Raw genomic sequence first — 17,290 nt, forward strand, 5'->3', positions numbered from 1 at the left:
GGTCCCCAGTGGTTCGACGTGTTCGCCTAACACTGTTCCTCTCCCTCGGGAGGCCCCCGCCTCCCGTTGTTCCACCCCCGGGAGGCCCCCGCCTCCCGCGCCGCGCTGTTCCTCCCCCCGGGGAGGCCTCGCCCCTCGCGCACGACATCCCGGCTGTTTCAGCGCTGCTGGGTCAACCCGCTCTGGCGGCAGCAGACTTGAACACCCTGTCGGACTCCTGAGGCGCCGGAACCCATCGCCTCCTCGGGTGCTCCCCGCACCCAAGGCCCCTCCCGGGCTCCGAGAACTGATCACCCCCACGTCGGCGCCAGGGACGCGGACTGCCCGCTTCCCATGGCGCTGGACCTATAGATCCTTACTGGTCGCCTCGTGTCCGAACAGCTGAAGCACGGTCAATCTAGACCATCGGGGCCAGTATGAAGAGAGGGATGTGTGGAAATTGTGCTCAAGATTTGGTGCCGCATCCACTGATCGGCCACGGCCCATGGGCGCCTTCACGCCACCGGGTGCTCCAGCGGCGCGTCCGGCCTGGATACGGCGCTGATCACCGCGCTGCGGTGGGCCTTTCGGGCGCCCGATTCGGCAACCGCTTACCGGTGTTCGTGCGTGCCGACGTGTCGCTGCGGGTGCCCGGAATGGACGAACTCTCGCCGCTGTGCGCTCTGTTGGTGGGAACGGCGCACAAGGGCTCGTGTCGGCGCAGCTACCGGCGCACACACCGGCGCACGTACGTACCGTCCACCAGTCGCTGTCTGCACCGGAGTTGGGCCTTGATCAGTGTGCGAGCGCATCGGCCTGACCGCCCGGAGCCGTCCAAGGGTCTAGCTCGTGCCGGCGGGCGGGTCGGCGTAGACGCCGCGCAGCATGCCGGTGGCCTGCCCGACTTCGATGAGATAGCCGTCCGGGTCGCGCAAGTAGCACCGCAGCTCGGCCTTGCGATCGATGGGGGGCGTGAGGAATTCGGCCCCCTTGGCGCTCCACTCCCGGTGGCATGCCTCGATGTCGGCGACGCGGAGGTTGAGGAAGCAGCTGACCGTGTTCGGGTCGGTGGGCGGGCGCAGGGTGACGTCCGGCTTGTCCGGTGTGGGGCCGCCGCCGGGGTTCATGATGATCCATCCGTTGGCGAGCTTGATGGTGCAGGGGTTCTCCTCGAGTACCACCTCGCCGCCGAGAACGTCGGTGTAGAAGGCGCGGGATCGCGCCACGTCGGTCACCGTCAGGAAGTGAGTCACGAGCAGCCCGGTGTCCGGGGCGGGGAAACCGTCATGTCGCATGCGGAACCTCCAGGTGAAAAGGATGTTTCCACTCATAGTGGCTGATAGGGGTCTGTGGGCACGGAGGAACACGGCCGCGAGGGGAGCCGGCCGTGTCGGGGCGCCGACGTTCGAGTCCCGGTGGCCGCGCGGGTCACCGGTGAACCAGCCCTCCCACGGCCCGGCATGCCCGGTGGGGCCCGGTGGCCTTCCTGCGTGCCACCGGGCCGGGGCCGGGCCGACGGGCGGATCCGCCGGTCGGGTCAGGGCCGGCGGAGTGCGCGAGCCCGGTCGCCCCGCCGGTGGAGTTCCACGGCCACGGGAGTGGCGGTGAAGACGGAGGAGTACGTGCCGATCGCGAGACCGATGAGGAGCGCCAGCGCGAAGTCGGTGAGTGAGGACCCGCCGAGCAGGGTCAGGGCGGTGAGGATGAAGGCGGCGCCCATGCCGGTGTTCACGGTGCGGGGCAGGGTCTGCAGGATCGCCTGGTCCGCGATGCCGGGCAGCGGCGCCTTGGGGGACCTGCGGACCAGTTCCCTTACGCGGTCGAAGAGGACCACGGAGTCGTTGACCGAGTAACCGATGACGGTGAGCAGGGCAGCCATGAACACCCCGTCGACAGGCTTGCCGAGCCAGGCGAAGACGCCGACGAGGATCACCACGTCGTGCGCGAGGGCCGCGACCGCGGCGGTGCCGAACAGCCAGCGGAAGCGCGCCGCGAGATACACGAGCTGCCCTCCGAGGGCCACGGCGAGTGCGATCAGCGCGCCGCGCCGCAGCTCCTGGCCGAGGCTGGGCCCGATGAGCTCGTCACGAACCTTGTCCGCCCCGTCGGCGAGTTCGCGCACGGTGCCCGTGACTTCGGCCTCCTCCGCGTCGGTCAGCGGATCGGTGCGCACGGTCAGGCCGGTGTCGCCGGAGGACTGGACGACGGCGCGGGGAAATCCGGCCTCCGCGAGCGCGGTTCGGGCCCTGTCCGGATCGACGGGGCTAGTCGTGGCGTACTCGATGAGGCGGCCACCGGTGAACTCCACACCGAGGCCGACGCCGCGCACCGCGATGCCCGAGGCGGCCAGGACGAGTACGGCGGCGGACGCGGCCAGCCAGCGGCGGGGGTGACGCATCAGGCGGGGGCTGCGGCGGGTGAGGCGGTCGCGGACGGCGCCCGTGGTGGCGATGCCGGTGACACGGGGGCGTCGGCGGACCCCGGGGCGGCCGGTGGCGTACTCGGCGAGTACGCGGGTGATCACCAGGCCGCTGAACATGGAGGCGAGCACGCCGATGCCCAGGGTGACGCCGAAGCCCCGCACGGGCCCGGAGGCGAGGAAGAACAGCAGTGCGGCGGCGATCAGCGTGGTGATGTTGGAGTCGGCGATCGCGCTGAAGGCGTTGCGGAACCCGGCCGCCAGCGCCGAGCGGGTACTGGGGCGACGGCGGGTCGCGTATTCCTCGCGGGCCCGTTCGAAGACCAGCACGTTGGCATCCACGGCCATGCCGATCGCCAGGACGAAACCGGCCAGGCCCGGCAGGGTCAGGGTGGCGCCGAGCGCGGCGAGAGCGGCGTAGGAGATGAGGCCGTAGCAGGCCAGGGCGACGGCGGCCAGCACCCCCATCAGCCGGTAGACGACGATCATGAACAGCGCGGTCAGGACGGTGCCGATGGCCGCCGCCCAGGCGCTGGCCGCGATGGCCTGCGCGCCCAGGGTCGGGCCGACGGTGCGCTGTTCGACGGTCTCGACCGGCACGGGCAGAGCCCCGCCGTTGATCAGCAGGGACAGCTCGCGGGCCTCCTCGGGGCCGAAGGACCCAGTGATCTGTGTGGCGCCGTCACGGATGCCGGTCCGGCAGGCGACGGACGGGTCGACCTGGGGTGAGGAGATGACCTTGCCGTCGAGGACGATGGCCACCCGCCGTGTCGGGTCGCCCGCCGGGTGGCAGGCGGCCTCGCCGGTCAGGCGGGCCCAGCCGTCGCGGCCGGCGCGCTCGAAATCGACGGTGACGTGCCATCCGGCGCCGCCCTGTTGGTCGAAGCGGGCGGCGGCCTCCTTGACGTGTGCGCCGGTCAGGGCCGCGGCGCTGAGGCGCAGCGGCGTGCCGGACTCGTCGGGCAGGACGCTTTCCCGGGGCCGCTTCGGCAGGGGCCGGGAGGTGTCGTCCGCGCCGTCGCCGGTGCCGAGCACCGGGTGGAAGGTGAGCTGCGCGGTACGGCCCAGGACGTCGGCGGCCTTCTTCGGGTCCTGCACACCGGGCAGTTCGGCGATGATCCGGTTCTCGCCCGAGCGGACGAGGCTGGGTTCGGCGACGCCGAGTGCGTCGATGCGGCCGCGCAGCACCTCCAGGGTGCGGTCGGTGGCCGCGCGGTCGGCTTCGGTGGTGGGGGAGGAGCGGGTCTGCAGCACGATCTGTGTGCCGCCGCGCAGGTCCAGTCCGAGGCGGACCGGCACGGTGACGGCGACGTACAGGGACAGGGCGATCACGGCGAGGGCGAGCAGCGCCCTCACGCGCAGGGAGCGGTTCAACGCGGGGCCTCCGGCAGGCGCACCGGGGCCGCGCGGGCGCGGCCGGGTGCTGTCGAGATGAGGGAGAAGGGGTGTCAGATGCCGGAGGCCGCGGGAGGTGCCCGCCCACGGTCATGGAGCCTGTGAGGCTGAGGGGAGGGAATGCGCCGATTCGGCGTCGGGAACCGCGCGGAGCCGGGTGGGGCGAGGTCCGTGCCCTGGGGGCGGACGGCGAGGTGGCAGCGCGGAGCAGGGTGCTCGCGGTGCGGCTCTTGACGGGTTGCCGCCCGGACGGCGCAGAGGGTGTCGCATCCTTCGTCGGCGCGCGACCCGGTGTCGAGGTGGTGGCCCGCTGCCACCACACCGGCCTCCGGGCCGCCCGTCGTGGCGGGCCCGGCGAGGCCGAGCGCGACGAGCAGCGTCAGGATGAGGGCCGCCAGTACGGCGACGGCGGGGTGCGGAGCGCTCCTCGTGCCGTGGGCGACGCGCGCAGCGTGGTGCATGCCCCGTCCCCTTTCCTCGTGGCGTGCGGGTGTCGGCCGGGCTGGGGTGTTCCGTTCGGGAGCAGGCGGCCGCGGGCCGGAACCGGTGGAGCGATCGGCGCTCGATCAGGCCCGGACCGGAAGGGCGATCAGGGCTCGATCAGGCCGAGCCCGGCAAGGAGATCAGGGCTCGATCAGTCCGGCGCGGATGGCGTAGCGGGTGAGTTCCAGACGGTCGCGCAGACGGAGTTTCTGCAGCAGGTTGGCACGGTGCCGTTGGACGGTCTTGACGCTGATGAACAGCAGCTCGGCGATCTCCTTCGAGGAGTGCCCCTCGGCCACCAGCTTGAGGACCTCCTCCTCGCGGGGGGTGAGGATCTGCTCGGGGGTCTCCTCGCCGTGGCGGGCCCTGTCGAGGTAGTTGCGGATCAGGGCGGTGACCGCGCCGGGATACAGGAAGGGCTCGTCCCGCATCGCGGCACGGCAGGCGGCGACCAGGTCCCGGTCGGCGACGGACTTCAGCACGTAGCCGCTGGCTCCGGCCTTCAGGGCCTGGAAGAAGTACTGCTCGTTGTCGTGCATGGTGAGCATCAGGATCCGCAGATCCGGCTTGAGGGCGGCCAGTTCGCGGGCGGCCTGCAGGCCGGTCATACGGGGCATGGCGATGTCGAGCACGGCCAGGTCGACGTCGTGGGTGCGGGCCAGTCCGACGGCCTCGGCGCCGTCACCGGCCTCGGCGACCACTTCGAGGTCCGGTTCCTGGTCGAGGATGAGCCGCACACCGCGGCGGACCAGGGCGTGGTCGTCGGCGAGGAGGATGCGGATCGTGCCCGTTCCCGTCCTGGGGGTCATGGTCGTGTCGGGCATGGTCAGGGCTGCTTCCTGGGTACGGGCGCGGTGAGCCGGATCCGGGTGCCGGTGCCCGCGCTGGTGCTCGTGCCCGTGCCGGTGCTCGTGCTCGTGCTCGTGCCGGGCGCCGGGGCGATCTCGAGGCTGCCCCCGATGAGCAGGGTGCGCTCGCGCATGCCGCGGATGCCGGCGCCCTCGCGGGGGGCCTGGATACCGGAGCCGTCGTCGGTGACCGTCAGCACCACAGTGTCGTCCGTGTGGCACAGGGCCACGGTGACCCGCTGGCCGTCGGCGTGGCGGGCCACATTGGTCAAGGACTCCTGGGCGACGCGGTACAGCACCAGTTCCGTCTCCGGCGCGAGGGCCGGAAGGTCGGCGGAGAAACGGCGGGTGACCTGCAGCCCGGTGTGGGTGGCGAAGTCCTCGGTGAGCGAGGTCAGAGCGCTGACCAGACCCAGATCGTCCAGCACGCCGGGCCGCAGCCGGCGCACCAGGCGACGGACCTCGTCCAGGCTCTCCCGGGTGATCTCCTGCATCTCCTGCAGCTCCTCGCGCAGCGGCGCGGGAGCGTCGTCCGCCGCGCGCTTGAGGCCCAGCAGAATCGCGGTCATGCTCTGGCCGACCTCGTCGTGCAGTTCCTGGGCGATGCGGCGGCGTTCGGCCTCCTGGGCCAGCAGCGCCCGGGCACTGCTGGTGGCCCTCTCGTGTTCCAGCCGCTCCAGCATCGCGTTGAACGCGCGGATCACCTGGGCCACCTCGCCGCCGCCGGAGGCGGGCAGGCGCTGGCCCGGACGCAGCAGGTCCACGGTGGTCATCAGATGGGTGAGCCGGTCCAAAGGGGCCAGACCCAGCCGCAGCAACGCGGCGTTGGCGACCAGCATGACGGCCAGACCGCCGACCAGAATGACCGCCTCGGTGAGCAGAACCGGCACGGAGACCGTCACCGGAGCCCACAGCAGCAGCGCCGTGGCTGTACCCAGCACCACGGCGTTGAGTGCGAACATCCGCCAGAACAACGACACCGGTCCTACGCCTCCCCTTCTCGCTTCACCTCCACTATGCAGCCCGCCGCATGCACGCTGTCGGGCGCCCGAAGTGATCTTCAGGACAGCCTGCCCCGTCCCGAGCGCCCCGTCGATGGGGCCCGGACCCCATTTCCCCCGCCGCGCACCACCCACGACGGTGCCGCATGCATCCCGCGGGCCGCCGCAAATGGGGTCCGCGCCCGATAGGTATCCGTCGTCGGCGCGGCCAGGGTGGAAGCCACCAGAAGCCAGTCGGCAGGCGGCCCGGGCACAGCCACCGGGCAGTTCGCCGTCCGGCACCCACCCGCGCCGCAGCGCGCCAGTGGCAAGTCCTCGAGAACAGGATCGACGATGTCCCTCGATGTCACCCGGGCCGAACCCCACCTGCACGAGGCACGACAGCGCCTGGAACACGCCCGCAACTCCCGGCTGGCGCAATTGCAGGCCCTCGACGTGACCGGACAGACCTCGGACGACTACCTGCTGTCCGAGCAGAAGGCCGCGATGCAGCGGGCCCTGAAAGAGATCGAGGGGGCCTTCGCCCGCATCGCGAACGGCACCTACGGAACCTGTCTGGGCTGCGCCAAGCCCATCCCCGCGGAACGACTGGAGATCCTCCCGTACACCCGCTTCTGCGTCGCCTGCCAACGCCGCACCACCTGACCGTCGCTCCTTTCGCTCTCCCGCGCCATGCCCTCAAAGGGGTGAAGTGGTGAACCACCAGACCATCAGCCAGAGCACGGCACGGTTGTCGGCCGACGACCTTGCCACCCTGCGCGAGAACCTGCGCGAGCAGCGCCTGTTCCGCCAGGAGCAGGTGCAGCAGCTCTCCGGACCGGTCACCTCCCGCACCGAGGACCGGCTCCAGCAGCGGGCCGCCTCCCAGATCGAGGTTCACATCAAGCTCGCCGCCTCCGCCCACATGGTCCTCGCCGACGTCGAAGCGGCTCTTGCCCGCATGGACGACGGCACGTACGGCACCTGCCACCTGTGTCGACGCCCCATCGACCGGGAACGGCTGCTGATCGTGCCGCAGGCCCGCTACTGCGCCCGTTGCCAGCAGGTCAAGGAGGCCATCCCATGACCGGCACGTCCCACCCGCACGCCGCCGCCCCGCACCGGCCGTGGCCGATCGCCCGGCGGTGCTGCGGCATAGCCCTGGACATGGGCAGCGCCCGCACCCGCGCCTGGATCGCGGGCAGAGGTGTCGTCGTCGACGTGCCCACCGTGACCTTCCCCGGCACCGGCGCGGTGCCCATTCAACGCGGCACCATCATCGACACCCCGGGGTGCGCCCGAATGCTGCAGCGGCTGCTCGCACACCGCCTGCCCCGCTTCACCCGCCCCATGGTCATCGTCACCACTCCCGTCCTGGACGGCGTCGCCTACCGCACCCAGGCCCGCACCGCGGTCGACGTACTGATGCCGCGCAGCGTCCTGACCGTGCCCAGCGCCCGGGCCGTCGCCGTGGCGGCCGGTGCGGACCTGTCCTGTCCGCGGATGGTGGTGGACATCGGCGCCCACCTCACCGAAGCGGTGCTTCTGGACGACGGCGCCATCACCGACGCGCGCCGCACCGCCCTGGGCACCAGCGACCTGGACGCGTCGACCACGCCCGAGCAGCTCGCCGAGGCGGTGGCGTCGATGCTGGCCGAGATGCTCCGCCAGGACCGCACCTCCCTCACCTTCGACGCCCTCCACCGCGGCATCCTCCTCGCCGGCGGAGGGGCCCTGCGCCCCGACATCACCGATCACCTCACCGCGCGGCTGCACGTGCCGTCGCGCGTGGTCCCGGCCCCGCACACCGCGGCCGTCCGCGGCGCCGCCAAGCTTCTGCAAGCCGCCTGCGGCCACCCCTCCGTTTCCGTCTCCTTCCCTCCCACTGTCCGCCCCTTCTAGAGGGTTTCGTTTGGATTAGCCCGGGTCAGCGACGCCCGGCGCGGCGCCTCGCCGCGTTGTCGGACCACCCGAGTACGTCCAGTACGCGGGTGGTCCTCCGCCGTGCGACGCACCGCACCGGACGCCGCGGCCTGATCCGACCTGATCCAAACGAAACCCCCCAGGCCGCGCCCCCGTCCCCGATGTCCGCGGCACCCCGCATCCGGTGCGTCCACCGCCGGAAGGAGGACACATGCCCCGCCGCACACCCTCACCGCCCCCTCCGCAGGAGCTTCCGCGGGTCGTGCCGTGGCGCCGGCGGCGCAATCCCTTGCGCCGCCGCAGCGACCAGGTCCGGGCATGGATCGGTCTGAGCCTTCTCCTGGCCGCGCCGGCAGCCGCCCCGGCCGCCATGTTCCTGGGCGGCGACGCCGCCTACCGTCACTACGCCCGCACCGCCCAGCACCAGGCCCAGACCCGCCACCAGACCACCGCCGTCCTCCTCGAAGACGTCCCCCGCCACCCCGAACCCGGCTCCGCCGAAGCCAAGGAGGCCCGGTACCCGGCCAAGGTCCGCTTCACCGATCCCGAGGGACGCACCCGCACCGCCACGACCGACGTCCAGCCGGCACTGTCCAAGGGCAGCACCGTCCGCATCTGGGCCGACACCGACGGAAAGGTCACCGACCCGCCCCTGAGCCCCGGTCAGATCCGCGGCCGCGCCATGAGTTCGGGCATCGTCGCCGCACTCGGCGTGCACGCCACCGCGGCCGCCGCCTACGGCATCGCCACCCGCATCCTCCACCGTCGCAACCTCGCCGCATGGGACACGGCCTGGGCGGAGACAGCACCGCGCTGGGCGACATCGCGATAGCCCCGACCCACCGGGCGTCCACCCCTGCCCGAGTTGCCCCGTCCTGCGTTCCTTGCGTGGCTGGACCGGTGATCGAGCGGAGCCGGACGGCCCACATGACCCTCGGCAGCCGCCTGTTCAGGCACACACCCGATTGACGCGGAGAGTGTCTGGGCCTGTCGTGGATCGCCGTCTACCCTCGGTGCCCGACCTCGGCCTCTTCCCCCAAGGAGGGCGTATGAAGACGAGACGTGCAACGGACGGCAACGGCTTACGGCGTTCGGCGGCCGCTCTGGTCGCTCTGCTCCTTGTCGCGACGGCACTGGCGATCGGTGGCGGACCGGCGCAGGCGGCGGCCGCGCCGCCGGGCCGGGCCTCGGCGGCGACGGTGGACCTGTCGCGGTGGATGGGCGAGATGCACAGTCATCTCGACGACCGGCCGCTGAACGGGATCGCGATGCCCGGCAGTCACGACTCCGGCAGTTGGAGCATCCCGGCCGACCCGGGCCTGTGCACCAGCGGCTGGTCCTACAACGCCGCCTCGCTCGACCCACGGCTGGCGGCCAGCATCTCCCGAGCCCAGAGCAGCAGCCTCACCGGCCAGCTCGACGAGGGCGCCCGCTATCTCGATCTGCGGCTGTGCAAGGAGGGCGGGCAGTGGAGGACCTTCCACGGCGCCCCGTTGGGAGGACTGTTCTTCGACGGTCCCTCGGGTGAGGCGGCCTCGGTCAAGCGCTGGATCGACGAGCACCCCTCGGAGGTGGTCGTCATCAGTGTGTCGTCCGCCGTTCCTGCGGGCGTCGACGCGGGGGAGCCGATCACGAGGCTGCGCGACCTGTTCGGTTCCCGGGTCGCGACCCGGACAGAACTGTCCGCGACCTCTCCCTACGGCGACTTCGTGAAGGCCGGGAAGAACGTCGTGCTCATCGACTCCTCAGCGGCGGTCGACCAGCCCTGGGCCTGGCACGCGGACAGCATCTCCGACCGCGGCAGCTACCCGACGGGAAACCCGTCCTGGTGGGAGATCCTCAAGTCCTTCTTCAGCGGAAGCCCGCCCCAGCAGATCTACGACCAGACGCTGACGCTCAACGAGAAGGCCCTCGCACGCGACCCCGGCGCGGACCAAGGGCGCCTCTTCGTCCTGTCGAGCATCGTCCAGCCGGATCTGCAGATACCTCAACTGTTCATGATCCGGCTGCTGTCACCCTTCTTCCCGGCCTCCGTACGGGACAACTACCTCATGCACCTCGCGAACGGCCTCAACACCCAGCTGGTCACCAAGCTGCAGACGCAGTGGCGATCGCCCGAACTGGCCCGCCATATGAACATCGTGGCGGTCGACGACCTGGGCCACCGGCCGCAGGACGACCTGCAGCGCGCCGTCATCGACATCAACACGCTTGCCGATCAAGCCACCTGACGGCCCGTGACACTTGTCCGGTCCAGCTTCTGACTGCGGGCAGTCTTTCACGTGACGAAGCCCCGGACCTCATGCGGTCCGGGGCTTCGAAACGTTCGGGGAGTTTGCCGTACCAGCCCTCTGATGCCGGGGAGTTGCCGACGGTGCGCGCCGGCGCAGGGGATTGTCCGGGGGCTGGTGTCAGCGGGCCGTGGCGGCGGCCTGCTGGATCAGGTCGGCGACGGCTTCGGGGCGGGAGACGGAGACGGCGTGGGAGGCGTTGATCTCGACGGTGCGGGAGTGCGCGCGCTCGGCCATGAAGCGCTGTGCGGCCGGCGGGATGTTCTTGTCCTGGGTGGCGACGAGGTACCAGGAGGGGATGGTCTTCCAGGTGGCTTCGGTCGCCTCCTCCTCGAGAGCTGAGGCGGCCACCGGCCGCTGGGTGGCGGCCATCAGGTCGGTCTGCGCGGTGGGCACGTCGGCGGCGAACTGGTCGTGGAACTTCTCGGTCTTGATGTACAGGTCGGTGCCGGTGGTGCCGTCGGCGAGGGGGAAGGGCACCGGGTTGAGGTTCTCGCCCAGGGTGCTGCCCGGGTACTTGCCGGACAGTTCCAGCGCGCTCTCGCCCTTGTCCGGGGCGAAGGCCGCGATGTAGACGAGCGCCTTGACCGCGGGCGTGTCGGCGGCGGCCTCGCTGATGACGGCGCCGCCGTAGGAGTGGCCGACGAGCACGATCGGGCCGTCGACGCTCTTGAGGACGCTGTGCAGGTAGGCGGCGTCACCGGCCAGAGTGCGCAGCGGGTTGGCCGGGGCGATGACCGGATAGCCCGCGTGCTCGAGGCGCTTGATGACGCCGTTCCAGCTGGAGGAGTCCGCGAACGCGCCGTGGACCAGCACGACGGTGGGCTTCGGGCCGGCCGGGTGGTGCCCGCTCTCGGCGGCGCTCGCCGAGGTGGAGGCCGCCAGGGACAGGGCGGCCAGGGCGGCGAGGGAGCCCGCCAGGGCGGCCTGGGTGCGGATCGGCCGGAGCAGGGACTTGAGGTTCATGGCGGATCTCCTTCTGATCGGCGGGCGTTGACGGCAGCGCCTCGTTCTGCCGCTCTGGGCTGGTGCCCGGGGCGACATGGAGAAACCTAGCGAGCATTTAGATTGTGCGCAATTTAATCGAGTACTTGGAATCTTGAACCCGTCGTGCAGGCCACCGGCGATGGTGCGTGGTTGTTTTGTGCGGTGGGGCTTGCGGGTCGGGCGAGGCGCGTCAGGACCCGCATCGGCTGCTGCGGGAGAACTCGACACCGAAACCCGCGTCATGCACCGCGTGCTCGTGGGCGGGAATGCCTGCCCGGTCCCGGCTGTTGTGAGGAGTGTGGTCGTGAAGGGGACAGTGTCCCCGGGCCTCACCTATTGCCTGCAGGGAAGATCGTTCGGCTGAAGCCCTGCAGTGCCTTTCGCCGCGTAGGCGACCGCCCTTCACGACCGTGTCTTCGTCTGTGGCCCGGCCGGCCGTACCGGCCGGGCCACACGCGTGTCCGGGTGCGGGAATACGCCCGCACCTGCGGCTGCGGCCATCACCAGACGTCGGCGGGTGCGCAGGCGATCGCATCAGGCCCGACGTCCGGGCCGCCTGTGGACCGGCGAGAGCGGCCGGCGGGCGCGTATCGACGACGGCCACCCGCCGACTTGCGTCAACGGCCCGGCCCTACCGCACCTGCGGTGCGAGCCCCAGTTCGTCCAACGACCGCCCCGCGGCCCAGCGCTGCAGCCGGTGGCCGTCGAGGAGGTGGACGCCGTCCTGACGGGACGCCCACAGCACGTCCGCGCGGCTGAAGTCGCCGCGATGGACGACGATGCTGGTCGGGTGGCCGGTGCCGGGGCGGCCCGTCTCTCGCAGCGGAGCGGGCCCGCTGATGGTCTCGTCCCCACCCGGCGTCGATACGGGGCGGAACGCGACGTCGAGTTCGCGGCCCTGCGCATCGTGGGCGTACAGACGCGGCCGCCCCTTCCGCGCGGTCAGGTCGACCACCTGATAGCCGTCACGCCGCAACATGCGCGTAGCCGCCACCATCAGGCCCTGGTCGTCGAGGTCGGCCAGCTCCGCCGCGGTGTAGCGGCCACCGCGCCGGCGGACGACTCCCCGGCGCAGTCGCAGCCCTGCGCTCCCGCCGACCGCGGCCACGACGAGAGCGAGCGCGAACCAGGCGACGCCCTGCGTGCGGTAGAGCCAGACGAACCCCAGGACCGCCCCGAGCACGGACAGGCCGAGGCCGGCGAACACCGGCAGCACGTCACGCAGTTCGGGCCCGTACCGGCCCTGCGCCCGCAGTTCGGAGACCACGCGCCGACGCCGGGACCGCCGAGAGTCAGGCATGAAAGGCCCCCGCCTGATGAGGCACCGCAGGCCGCCACCGTCGCACCACCATGGTCAACTCCCCCCGTCCGTACAGCCGTCCGGTACACATACCCGATCACCCCGGCCGCCCGCCAACCGGGAGCGCATCGGCCACGGAACCGGTCGCCCCTGGCTTCGTGCTGGACCAGGCACAGTCCGTGGAATCGCAGGACGATCTCGGGGTGGAGCCGCTCGTCCTGCGTCGGCCGGCCGAGTACGACGCGATCGGTGTCGAGAGGCGTGGCCTCCGTGTCAGGAGGACAGCCTGCCCGCCACGACCTCTGCGGCCTTCTTGGCGATGTCGCACGTCTGCGTGGGGTTGTCGCCTGCCGTGACGGTGACGCGGACGTATTCCTGCGCGGTGACGTCGAGGGAGACCGCGCAGTCCCTCGCCGAACCGGTCGTGGTCTGCGTCATCACGGCCTTGTGACCGCTGATGTCGGGCAGTGCTTTGGCCCGCGAGCTGTTGAACTCCATGTCGTGGACGTCCGAGCCGCCGTCGTTGATCTCGACCGCGAAGTCGTAACCGCTGCACGTCGGTTTGCCCGGGATGGACAGCTTCGTGGGCTGTGCGTAGTTGTCCTGACTGAGCTGCGGTACATCGGCGGGCTTCAGCAGGGTGCACGGATCGACGTCCGCGAGCGGTGTACCCGTCTTGCCCTTGCCGGTACTTCCGCCCTGCGCGGCCGAGCTCCCGCCGGCGCCGTTGCCCGGTCCGCCCGTGCCCTTGTCACCGTCGCTGTCGCCGCAGGCCGCGAGCCCGAGCACGCAGGCCAGGATCGTGGCCGTCATCGCCACACGTCGCATGGTCATCCCCCGTGATTCCACTGTGGTCCGGATCGTACCGAAGGGAGGTTCCGTCGGTCTCACGCCCCACCGGACGCACGGTGTGCGGCGCAGTACCGACGCTCCCTCGCCGGAGCCAGGCTCTCACTGCTCTCACCAGAAACCGTTCACGGCGCCGTAGACCGCCGCAGATCTCTACAACCTGCGCGACAAATCCGGCCAGAACCCCGCCTTGATCCGGCGGTATGGCCGGGGCGCGTCGTGGTCATGGACGGTCGGCGGAAGGGGGCGGAGCAGCGGCCAGGTCATACCTCGGCCAGGCCGAGTTGACGCAGCATGCCGAGTTCGTCGCTGCTGCCCCAGCGCTCGACGAGCTTCCCGTCGCTGTCGAAGCGGCTGATCTGCATGCCCCGGTAGTTCACCTTCTTGCCGGTCGCCGGCTGCCCCCTGAGCGGGCCCAGATGTGTCCCGGTGATCGTGTAGGCGAACGCCAACTCGTCGTCGGTGGCCAGCAGATGCTCGACCTCCACGTGCAAGTCGGGGAAGGCTGTCCGTAGTTCGCCGAACATGGCCTTGTACCCGTCGGGCCCTTGGGCCTGCCCCGGGGCGGGATCGTGGTCGACCGAATCGGGGGCGACGACCTCGTCGAGGGTGTCCAGATTGCCGGTGACGACGGCTTGTGCGAAAGCGGTCTGTGCGGCGATGTTCGCTTGCTGAGCCATGGGTACTCCCGGGCGCGTCTGGGGCACCGGCCTGATCGTCGGCCGCGAGGTCCGCGCCTACGCCGTACATCGACCGTACATCGGTCGATCGCCCCCGGCATGTCTAGGAGGCAGACCCTCCGAAAGCCGACGGAATGCGCATTCCTCTAAAATGCATGTACTGCGAGAGCGGCCGGAGGCTACGTCATGGCCAAGCAGATCATCTGCCGCAGAATCGACGAGCGCACCCTGTCCGGGGACGGCGAGGCCGGCGAGTGGGTGCTGGTCGACCGGGTCTTGCCGGAGGACACTTCCCGGCGAGGCGCTCCCTTCGACGAGTGGTTGCCGGATGTCGCCCCGTCCGCCGGGCTGCAGCGCTGGTACAGCCACAACCCACGGCAGTTCGGTGAGTTCCGTCGCCGCTATCTCACCGAACTGGGCGATCAAGCGCACCGGCAGGCGGCTGCCCGGCTGCGAGACCTGGCCGAACATCGCAGCCTCATCCTGCTCACCGCCACCCAGGACATGGATCACAGCCATGCCACGGTCCTGGCCGAGTGGCTCACCGGTCCCGACCACGGTGATCCGCGGCGCCCCACTGCCGGCCCGGCCGAGCCCGAACGCACCGATGACGGCCTCCGACAACCCGGATACCGGACAGCCGTCTCCACTGCCATAGCTGACCTCAACGCGGGCGCACTCGCGTTCGTCATGGGCACCGGCATCGTCTCCACGGCCCTGTACGTCAACGGCGCCGGTACCGCCTCGGCCGCACTGCTCTGGGTGGCCCTGATCGGCTTCGTGGTGCTGGTGCCCGCCTACGGCCGGCGGCTGCTGCGCCATCGCCGACGATTCGTCGCGGATCTCCTCGGGCCGCGTGCCTTCGCCTTCCTCACCCTGGCCATCTCCTCCAACGTGCTGGCCGCGCGCCTGGTGCCGGACGGCCACACCGCAGTGGCCTGGGCGTTCCTGGCGTTCGGGACGCTGGGGTGGCTGCTGCTGGACTACGGCATTCCACTCGCGCTCATCACCACCTCGCAACGGGGCCCGTCGATCGACCAGGTGAACGGCACGTGGTTCCTGTGGGCAGTGGGATCGGAGTCGGTGGCGGTCGCGGCCGCCTCGCTGGCCCGGGTGACCGGGGGCGACGTCCTGATCGTGCTGGCAGTGGTGTGCTGGGCCATCGGGCTGGTGCAGTACCTGCTGACCGCTGCACTTGTGCTGGCCAGACTGCTCGTGCGGCCGGTACAGCCGGAAGGCCTCATGACGTCGGTGTGGATCTTCATGGGGGCGGCGGCGATCGCCGTGCTCGCCGGAGTACGGCTGCTTGCGCTTCCGCCGGGCAGCACGTTGCTGTCGCGTCCGCTCGTCGTCGGGTCGTCCGTCGTTCTGTGGTCGTTCTCCAGCTGGCTGATCCCGCTCCTGCTTGCCCTGGGCGCATGGCGGCACGTGCTGCGCCGGGTTCCGCTGCGCTACGAACTCGGCTGGTGGAACCTCGTCTTCCCGATCGGTATGTACGCGGTCACCACGCACGAACTGGGACGCGCGACCGGAACCTCGTGGATGACCAGCGTGGGCCGCTGGGAAGTCTGGGTCGCCGCAGCGGTCTGGGTGGTGGTGTTCGCCGCCATGACGGCTGCCAAGCTCCGGCCCCGCCGCACGACCGGGCATGTATCCGCTACGGATACCGGGCGAACCTCCCGTTCGGAGAGCGCGGCTTCGTCTCGGACGCTGCCCTAGGCACAGCGCCGAAGACACCGGCCTGATCCGTCTGAAGAGCCATCCGGCCGCCAGCCACCTCCGCTCCCTGAAGGCGGCTGAGGTTCGGGCGGCCCGGGGGCTCAGTGCTCGGGTAAGCGCCCGGACCGCCACTCGACCAAGATGCCCCACTGCCGTGCCTGCCCCCACGCCAGCGCGGCCAGGTGAGTGAAGGTCCAAGCCTGCCGGGCCGGGCTCTCACCCTGTCGCGCGGCCACGGGGCGGTTTCGCACGCCCTCCATGTGCTGTCGCTCGAACCCAGCGGGGATGCGCCACCGCTGAGCGAACGGGGCAGGGGCCTCGACGACCCTGACCCGCGCCTCAGGGCCGCCGTTCGAGCCACCCGCGCTCTGCCGCGAGCAGCCCGATCTGGAAGCGCGTCTGCGCCCCGAGGGCACTGCCCGCGTCGCTGACGTGTTTCTGTACGGTGCGGCGGCTGATCCCCAGAGCCCGTGCGATGGAGTGGTCCTTCATGCCGGTCGCCATCAGCTGGAGGATCTCATGGGTTCGCTCGTCGATCTGTGCTCCCGGAGAGGGGCTGTCCGGTACCGGCCGGTCGATCCGGGTGTCGAGCGAAGCGGGCGTCGCATGCTCCCACACCGTCTCGAACAGCGTGGCCAGTGCCGTCACCAGGGCGGGGGAGTGGACCACCAGCGAACCCGCCGCCGGCCGGTCGAAGCGCGTCGGCAGCAGCGCCGTGGTCCGGTCGAAGACCACCAGCTTTGTCGGCAGGTGCGACGCCAGGCGCAGTTCCCCTCCACCGGCCGTTCCCCGGATTGCCGTCTCCAGCGACAGCGCATCGGTGAATCCGTCCGTCTCGTACACCGAGCGAAGACGCACGCCGGATCCCACGGCGATCTCCTGGCCGGACCCTTCGGGGGCCGTGACGTACGGCGGTTTCGCCAGGTGCAGGACCTCGTCCCGGCTGTCCCGGAGGAGTCGGGCGTAGCGCGCCGACACCTCCTGCCCGTCCTCCAGCACCTCCACCAGATGCGCGGACCGTGGACCCGAGGCCGCTTCGTACGCCGCGTACAGGCGTTCCGCCAAGTCTTCGGCACGGGCCAGTTCGGACCGCCGGCGTGCGAGCAGCGCTCCGACCGACGAGCGGGGCGGGCTCGCCGCCCAGCGTGCCGGCCCATCGCCGGTGCGTATCGCCAACGAGACCTTCTCCAGGCGCTGCAGCGCCTGTTCGGCCTCGGGCGGAGATATCCCGGCGGCCTCGGCCACCGCGGTCGCGTCGGTCGGCGGCAGGCCCACCAGCTGCTCCAGCACCCGCCCTTCGAGCATGCTCAGCCCGATTCCCGCCCAGTCGCCGTCCGACGTGAGGTCCATCCGGTGTGACACTCCCACGCGCAGGGACTCGGGCCGCACCCGAGTCGGATCTTGCTCGACCGGGCTCGATCGTAGATCGTCGCGCGC

General features: G+C 71.0%; 16 protein-coding genes. 6 read left to right on the plus strand and 10 right to left on the minus strand.

Translation table 11 applies throughout. The annotated features are described in order from the left end of the window. Positions 1 to 821: 821 nt before the first annotated feature. The 5 genes from ACSYGO_RS43790 to ACSYGO_RS43810 all read right to left on the minus strand — a co-directional run bounded on the left by ACSYGO_RS43790 (position 822) and on the right by ACSYGO_RS43810 (position 6,104). Positions 822 to 1,274: a VOC family protein gene (locus ACSYGO_RS43790; RefSeq protein ID WP_426675043.1), complete on the minus strand. Its 453-nt coding sequence runs from the start codon at positions 1,272 to 1,274 to the stop codon at positions 822 to 824. Between the two features lie 242 nt (positions 1,275 to 1,516). Next, a complete protein-coding gene (secD, locus tag ACSYGO_RS43795) occupies positions 1,517 to 3,772 on the minus strand; it encodes a protein translocase subunit SecD (RefSeq protein ID WP_460390140.1) in 2,256 nt (751 codons plus the stop codon). A 74-nt stretch (positions 3,773 to 3,846) separates the two neighbouring features. After that, complete coding sequence (locus ACSYGO_RS43800) at positions 3,847 to 4,254, minus strand: hypothetical protein (RefSeq protein ID WP_460390141.1); 408 nt, start codon at positions 4,252 to 4,254, stop codon at positions 3,847 to 3,849. A 162-nt stretch (positions 4,255 to 4,416) separates the two neighbouring features. After that, on the minus strand, positions 4,417 to 5,100 hold the full coding sequence (locus tag ACSYGO_RS43805; RefSeq protein ID WP_460390142.1) for a response regulator: 684 nt from the start codon (positions 5,098 to 5,100) through the stop codon (positions 4,417 to 4,419). A 2-nt stretch (positions 5,101 to 5,102) separates the two neighbouring features. Further along, positions 5,103 to 6,104: a HAMP domain-containing sensor histidine kinase gene (locus ACSYGO_RS43810; protein WP_460390143.1), complete on the minus strand. Its 1,002-nt coding sequence runs from the start codon at positions 6,102 to 6,104 to the stop codon at positions 5,103 to 5,105. 354 nt (positions 6,105 to 6,458) lie between these two features. Between ACSYGO_RS43810 and ACSYGO_RS43815 the strand changes: the two genes are divergently transcribed. The 5 genes from ACSYGO_RS43815 (at position 6,459) to ACSYGO_RS43835 (ending at position 10,258) form a co-directional block, all read left to right on the plus strand. Next, positions 6,459 to 6,770, plus strand: coding sequence for a TraR/DksA family transcriptional regulator (locus tag ACSYGO_RS43815; RefSeq protein ID WP_426675039.1), 312 nt, complete (start codon positions 6,459 to 6,461; stop codon positions 6,768 to 6,770). A gap of 46 nt (positions 6,771 to 6,816) precedes the next feature. Continuing rightward, positions 6,817 to 7,191: a TraR/DksA family transcriptional regulator gene (locus ACSYGO_RS43820; protein WP_460390144.1), complete on the plus strand. Its 375-nt coding sequence runs from the start codon at positions 6,817 to 6,819 to the stop codon at positions 7,189 to 7,191. Beyond that, positions 7,188 to 8,006: a rod shape-determining protein gene (locus tag ACSYGO_RS43825; protein WP_460390145.1), complete on the plus strand. Its 819-nt coding sequence runs from the start codon at positions 7,188 to 7,190 to the stop codon at positions 8,004 to 8,006. The genes ACSYGO_RS43820 and ACSYGO_RS43825 overlap by 4 nt, the downstream gene beginning before the upstream one ends. A 232-nt stretch (positions 8,007 to 8,238) precedes the next feature. Continuing rightward, on the plus strand, positions 8,239 to 8,859 hold the full coding sequence (locus tag ACSYGO_RS43830) for an Rv1733c family protein (protein WP_435222029.1): 621 nt from the start codon (positions 8,239 to 8,241) through the stop codon (positions 8,857 to 8,859). Positions 8,860 to 9,076: 217 nt separating this feature from the next. After that, positions 9,077 to 10,258 carry a hypothetical protein gene (locus ACSYGO_RS43835; RefSeq protein ID WP_460390146.1) on the plus strand — a complete coding sequence of 394 codons (1,182 nt, stop codon included), beginning with the start codon at positions 9,077 to 9,079 and terminating at the stop codon, positions 10,256 to 10,258. Between the two features lie 180 nt (positions 10,259 to 10,438). Here ACSYGO_RS43835 and ACSYGO_RS43840 read toward each other — a convergent pair whose 3' ends face one another. The 4 genes from ACSYGO_RS43840 to ACSYGO_RS43855 all read right to left on the minus strand — a co-directional run bounded on the left by ACSYGO_RS43840 (position 10,439) and on the right by ACSYGO_RS43855 (position 14,134). After that, a complete protein-coding gene (locus tag ACSYGO_RS43840) occupies positions 10,439 to 11,284 on the minus strand; it encodes an alpha/beta fold hydrolase (protein ID WP_460390147.1) in 846 nt (281 codons plus the stop codon). Positions 11,285 to 11,936: 652 nt separating this feature from the next. After that, positions 11,937 to 12,605, minus strand: a complete 669-nt coding sequence (locus ACSYGO_RS43845; protein WP_426675033.1) for a hypothetical protein — start codon at positions 12,603 to 12,605, stop codon at positions 11,937 to 11,939. Positions 12,606 to 12,878: 273 nt separating this feature from the next. Continuing rightward, positions 12,879 to 13,439, minus strand: coding sequence for a DUF3558 family protein (locus ACSYGO_RS43850; RefSeq protein WP_426675032.1), 561 nt, complete (start codon positions 13,437 to 13,439; stop codon positions 12,879 to 12,881). 278 nt (positions 13,440 to 13,717) lie between these two features. After that, positions 13,718 to 14,134 (minus strand): ester cyclase, encoded by a 417-nt coding sequence (locus ACSYGO_RS43855; RefSeq protein WP_426675031.1) that lies wholly within the window; start codon positions 14,132 to 14,134, stop codon positions 13,718 to 13,720. 186 nt (positions 14,135 to 14,320) lie between these two features. Between ACSYGO_RS43855 and ACSYGO_RS43860 the strand changes: the two genes are divergently transcribed. Beyond that, entirely contained in the window at positions 14,321 to 15,853 is a 1,533-nt protein-coding gene (locus tag ACSYGO_RS43860; protein ID WP_460390148.1) for an SLAC1 family transporter, read from the plus strand. A 339-nt stretch (positions 15,854 to 16,192) separates the two neighbouring features. Here ACSYGO_RS43860 and ACSYGO_RS43865 read toward each other — a convergent pair whose 3' ends face one another. After that, positions 16,193 to 17,203 carry a helix-turn-helix transcriptional regulator gene (locus ACSYGO_RS43865; RefSeq protein WP_426675029.1) on the minus strand — a complete coding sequence of 337 codons (1,011 nt, stop codon included), beginning with the start codon at positions 17,201 to 17,203 and terminating at the stop codon, positions 16,193 to 16,195. Positions 17,204 to 17,290 lie beyond the last annotated feature (87 nt).

It is taken from the genome of Streptomyces krungchingensis, from assembly GCF_054729265.1.

Excerpts from the sequence above, each read along its gene's own strand:
- ACSYGO_RS43790 (WP_426675043.1), bottom strand. The coding sequence starts at position 1,274 with ATGCGACATGACGGTTTCCCCGCCCCGGACACCGGGCTGCTCGTGACT.
- ACSYGO_RS43800 (WP_460390141.1), bottom strand. The coding sequence starts at position 4,254 with ATGCACCACGCTGCGCGCGTCGCCCACGGCACGAGGAGCGCTCCGCAC.
- ACSYGO_RS43805 (WP_460390142.1), bottom strand. The coding sequence starts at position 5,100 with ATGCCCGACACGACCATGACCCCCAGGACGGGAACGGGCACGATCCGC.
- ACSYGO_RS43815 (WP_426675039.1), top strand. The coding sequence starts at position 6,459 with ATGTCCCTCGATGTCACCCGGGCCGAACCCCACCTGCACGAGGCACGA.
- ACSYGO_RS43825 (WP_460390145.1), top strand. The coding sequence starts at position 7,188 with ATGACCGGCACGTCCCACCCGCACGCCGCCGCCCCGCACCGGCCGTGG.
- ACSYGO_RS43830 (WP_435222029.1), top strand. The coding sequence starts at position 8,239 with ATGCCCCGCCGCACACCCTCACCGCCCCCTCCGCAGGAGCTTCCGCGG.
- ACSYGO_RS43835 (WP_460390146.1), top strand. The coding sequence starts at position 9,077 with ATGAAGACGAGACGTGCAACGGACGGCAACGGCTTACGGCGTTCGGCG.
- ACSYGO_RS43840 (WP_460390147.1), bottom strand. The coding sequence starts at position 11,284 with ATGAACCTCAAGTCCCTGCTCCGGCCGATCCGCACCCAGGCCGCCCTG.
- ACSYGO_RS43845 (WP_426675033.1), bottom strand. The coding sequence starts at position 12,605 with ATGCCTGACTCTCGGCGGTCCCGGCGTCGGCGCGTGGTCTCCGAACTG.
- ACSYGO_RS43850 (WP_426675032.1), bottom strand. The coding sequence starts at position 13,439 with ATGACCATGCGACGTGTGGCGATGACGGCCACGATCCTGGCCTGCGTG.
- ACSYGO_RS43855 (WP_426675031.1), bottom strand. The coding sequence starts at position 14,134 with ATGGCTCAGCAAGCGAACATCGCCGCACAGACCGCTTTCGCACAAGCC.
- ACSYGO_RS43860 (WP_460390148.1), top strand. The coding sequence starts at position 14,321 with ATGGCCAAGCAGATCATCTGCCGCAGAATCGACGAGCGCACCCTGTCC.
- ACSYGO_RS43865 (WP_426675029.1), bottom strand. The coding sequence starts at position 17,203 with ATGGACCTCACGTCGGACGGCGACTGGGCGGGAATCGGGCTGAGCATG.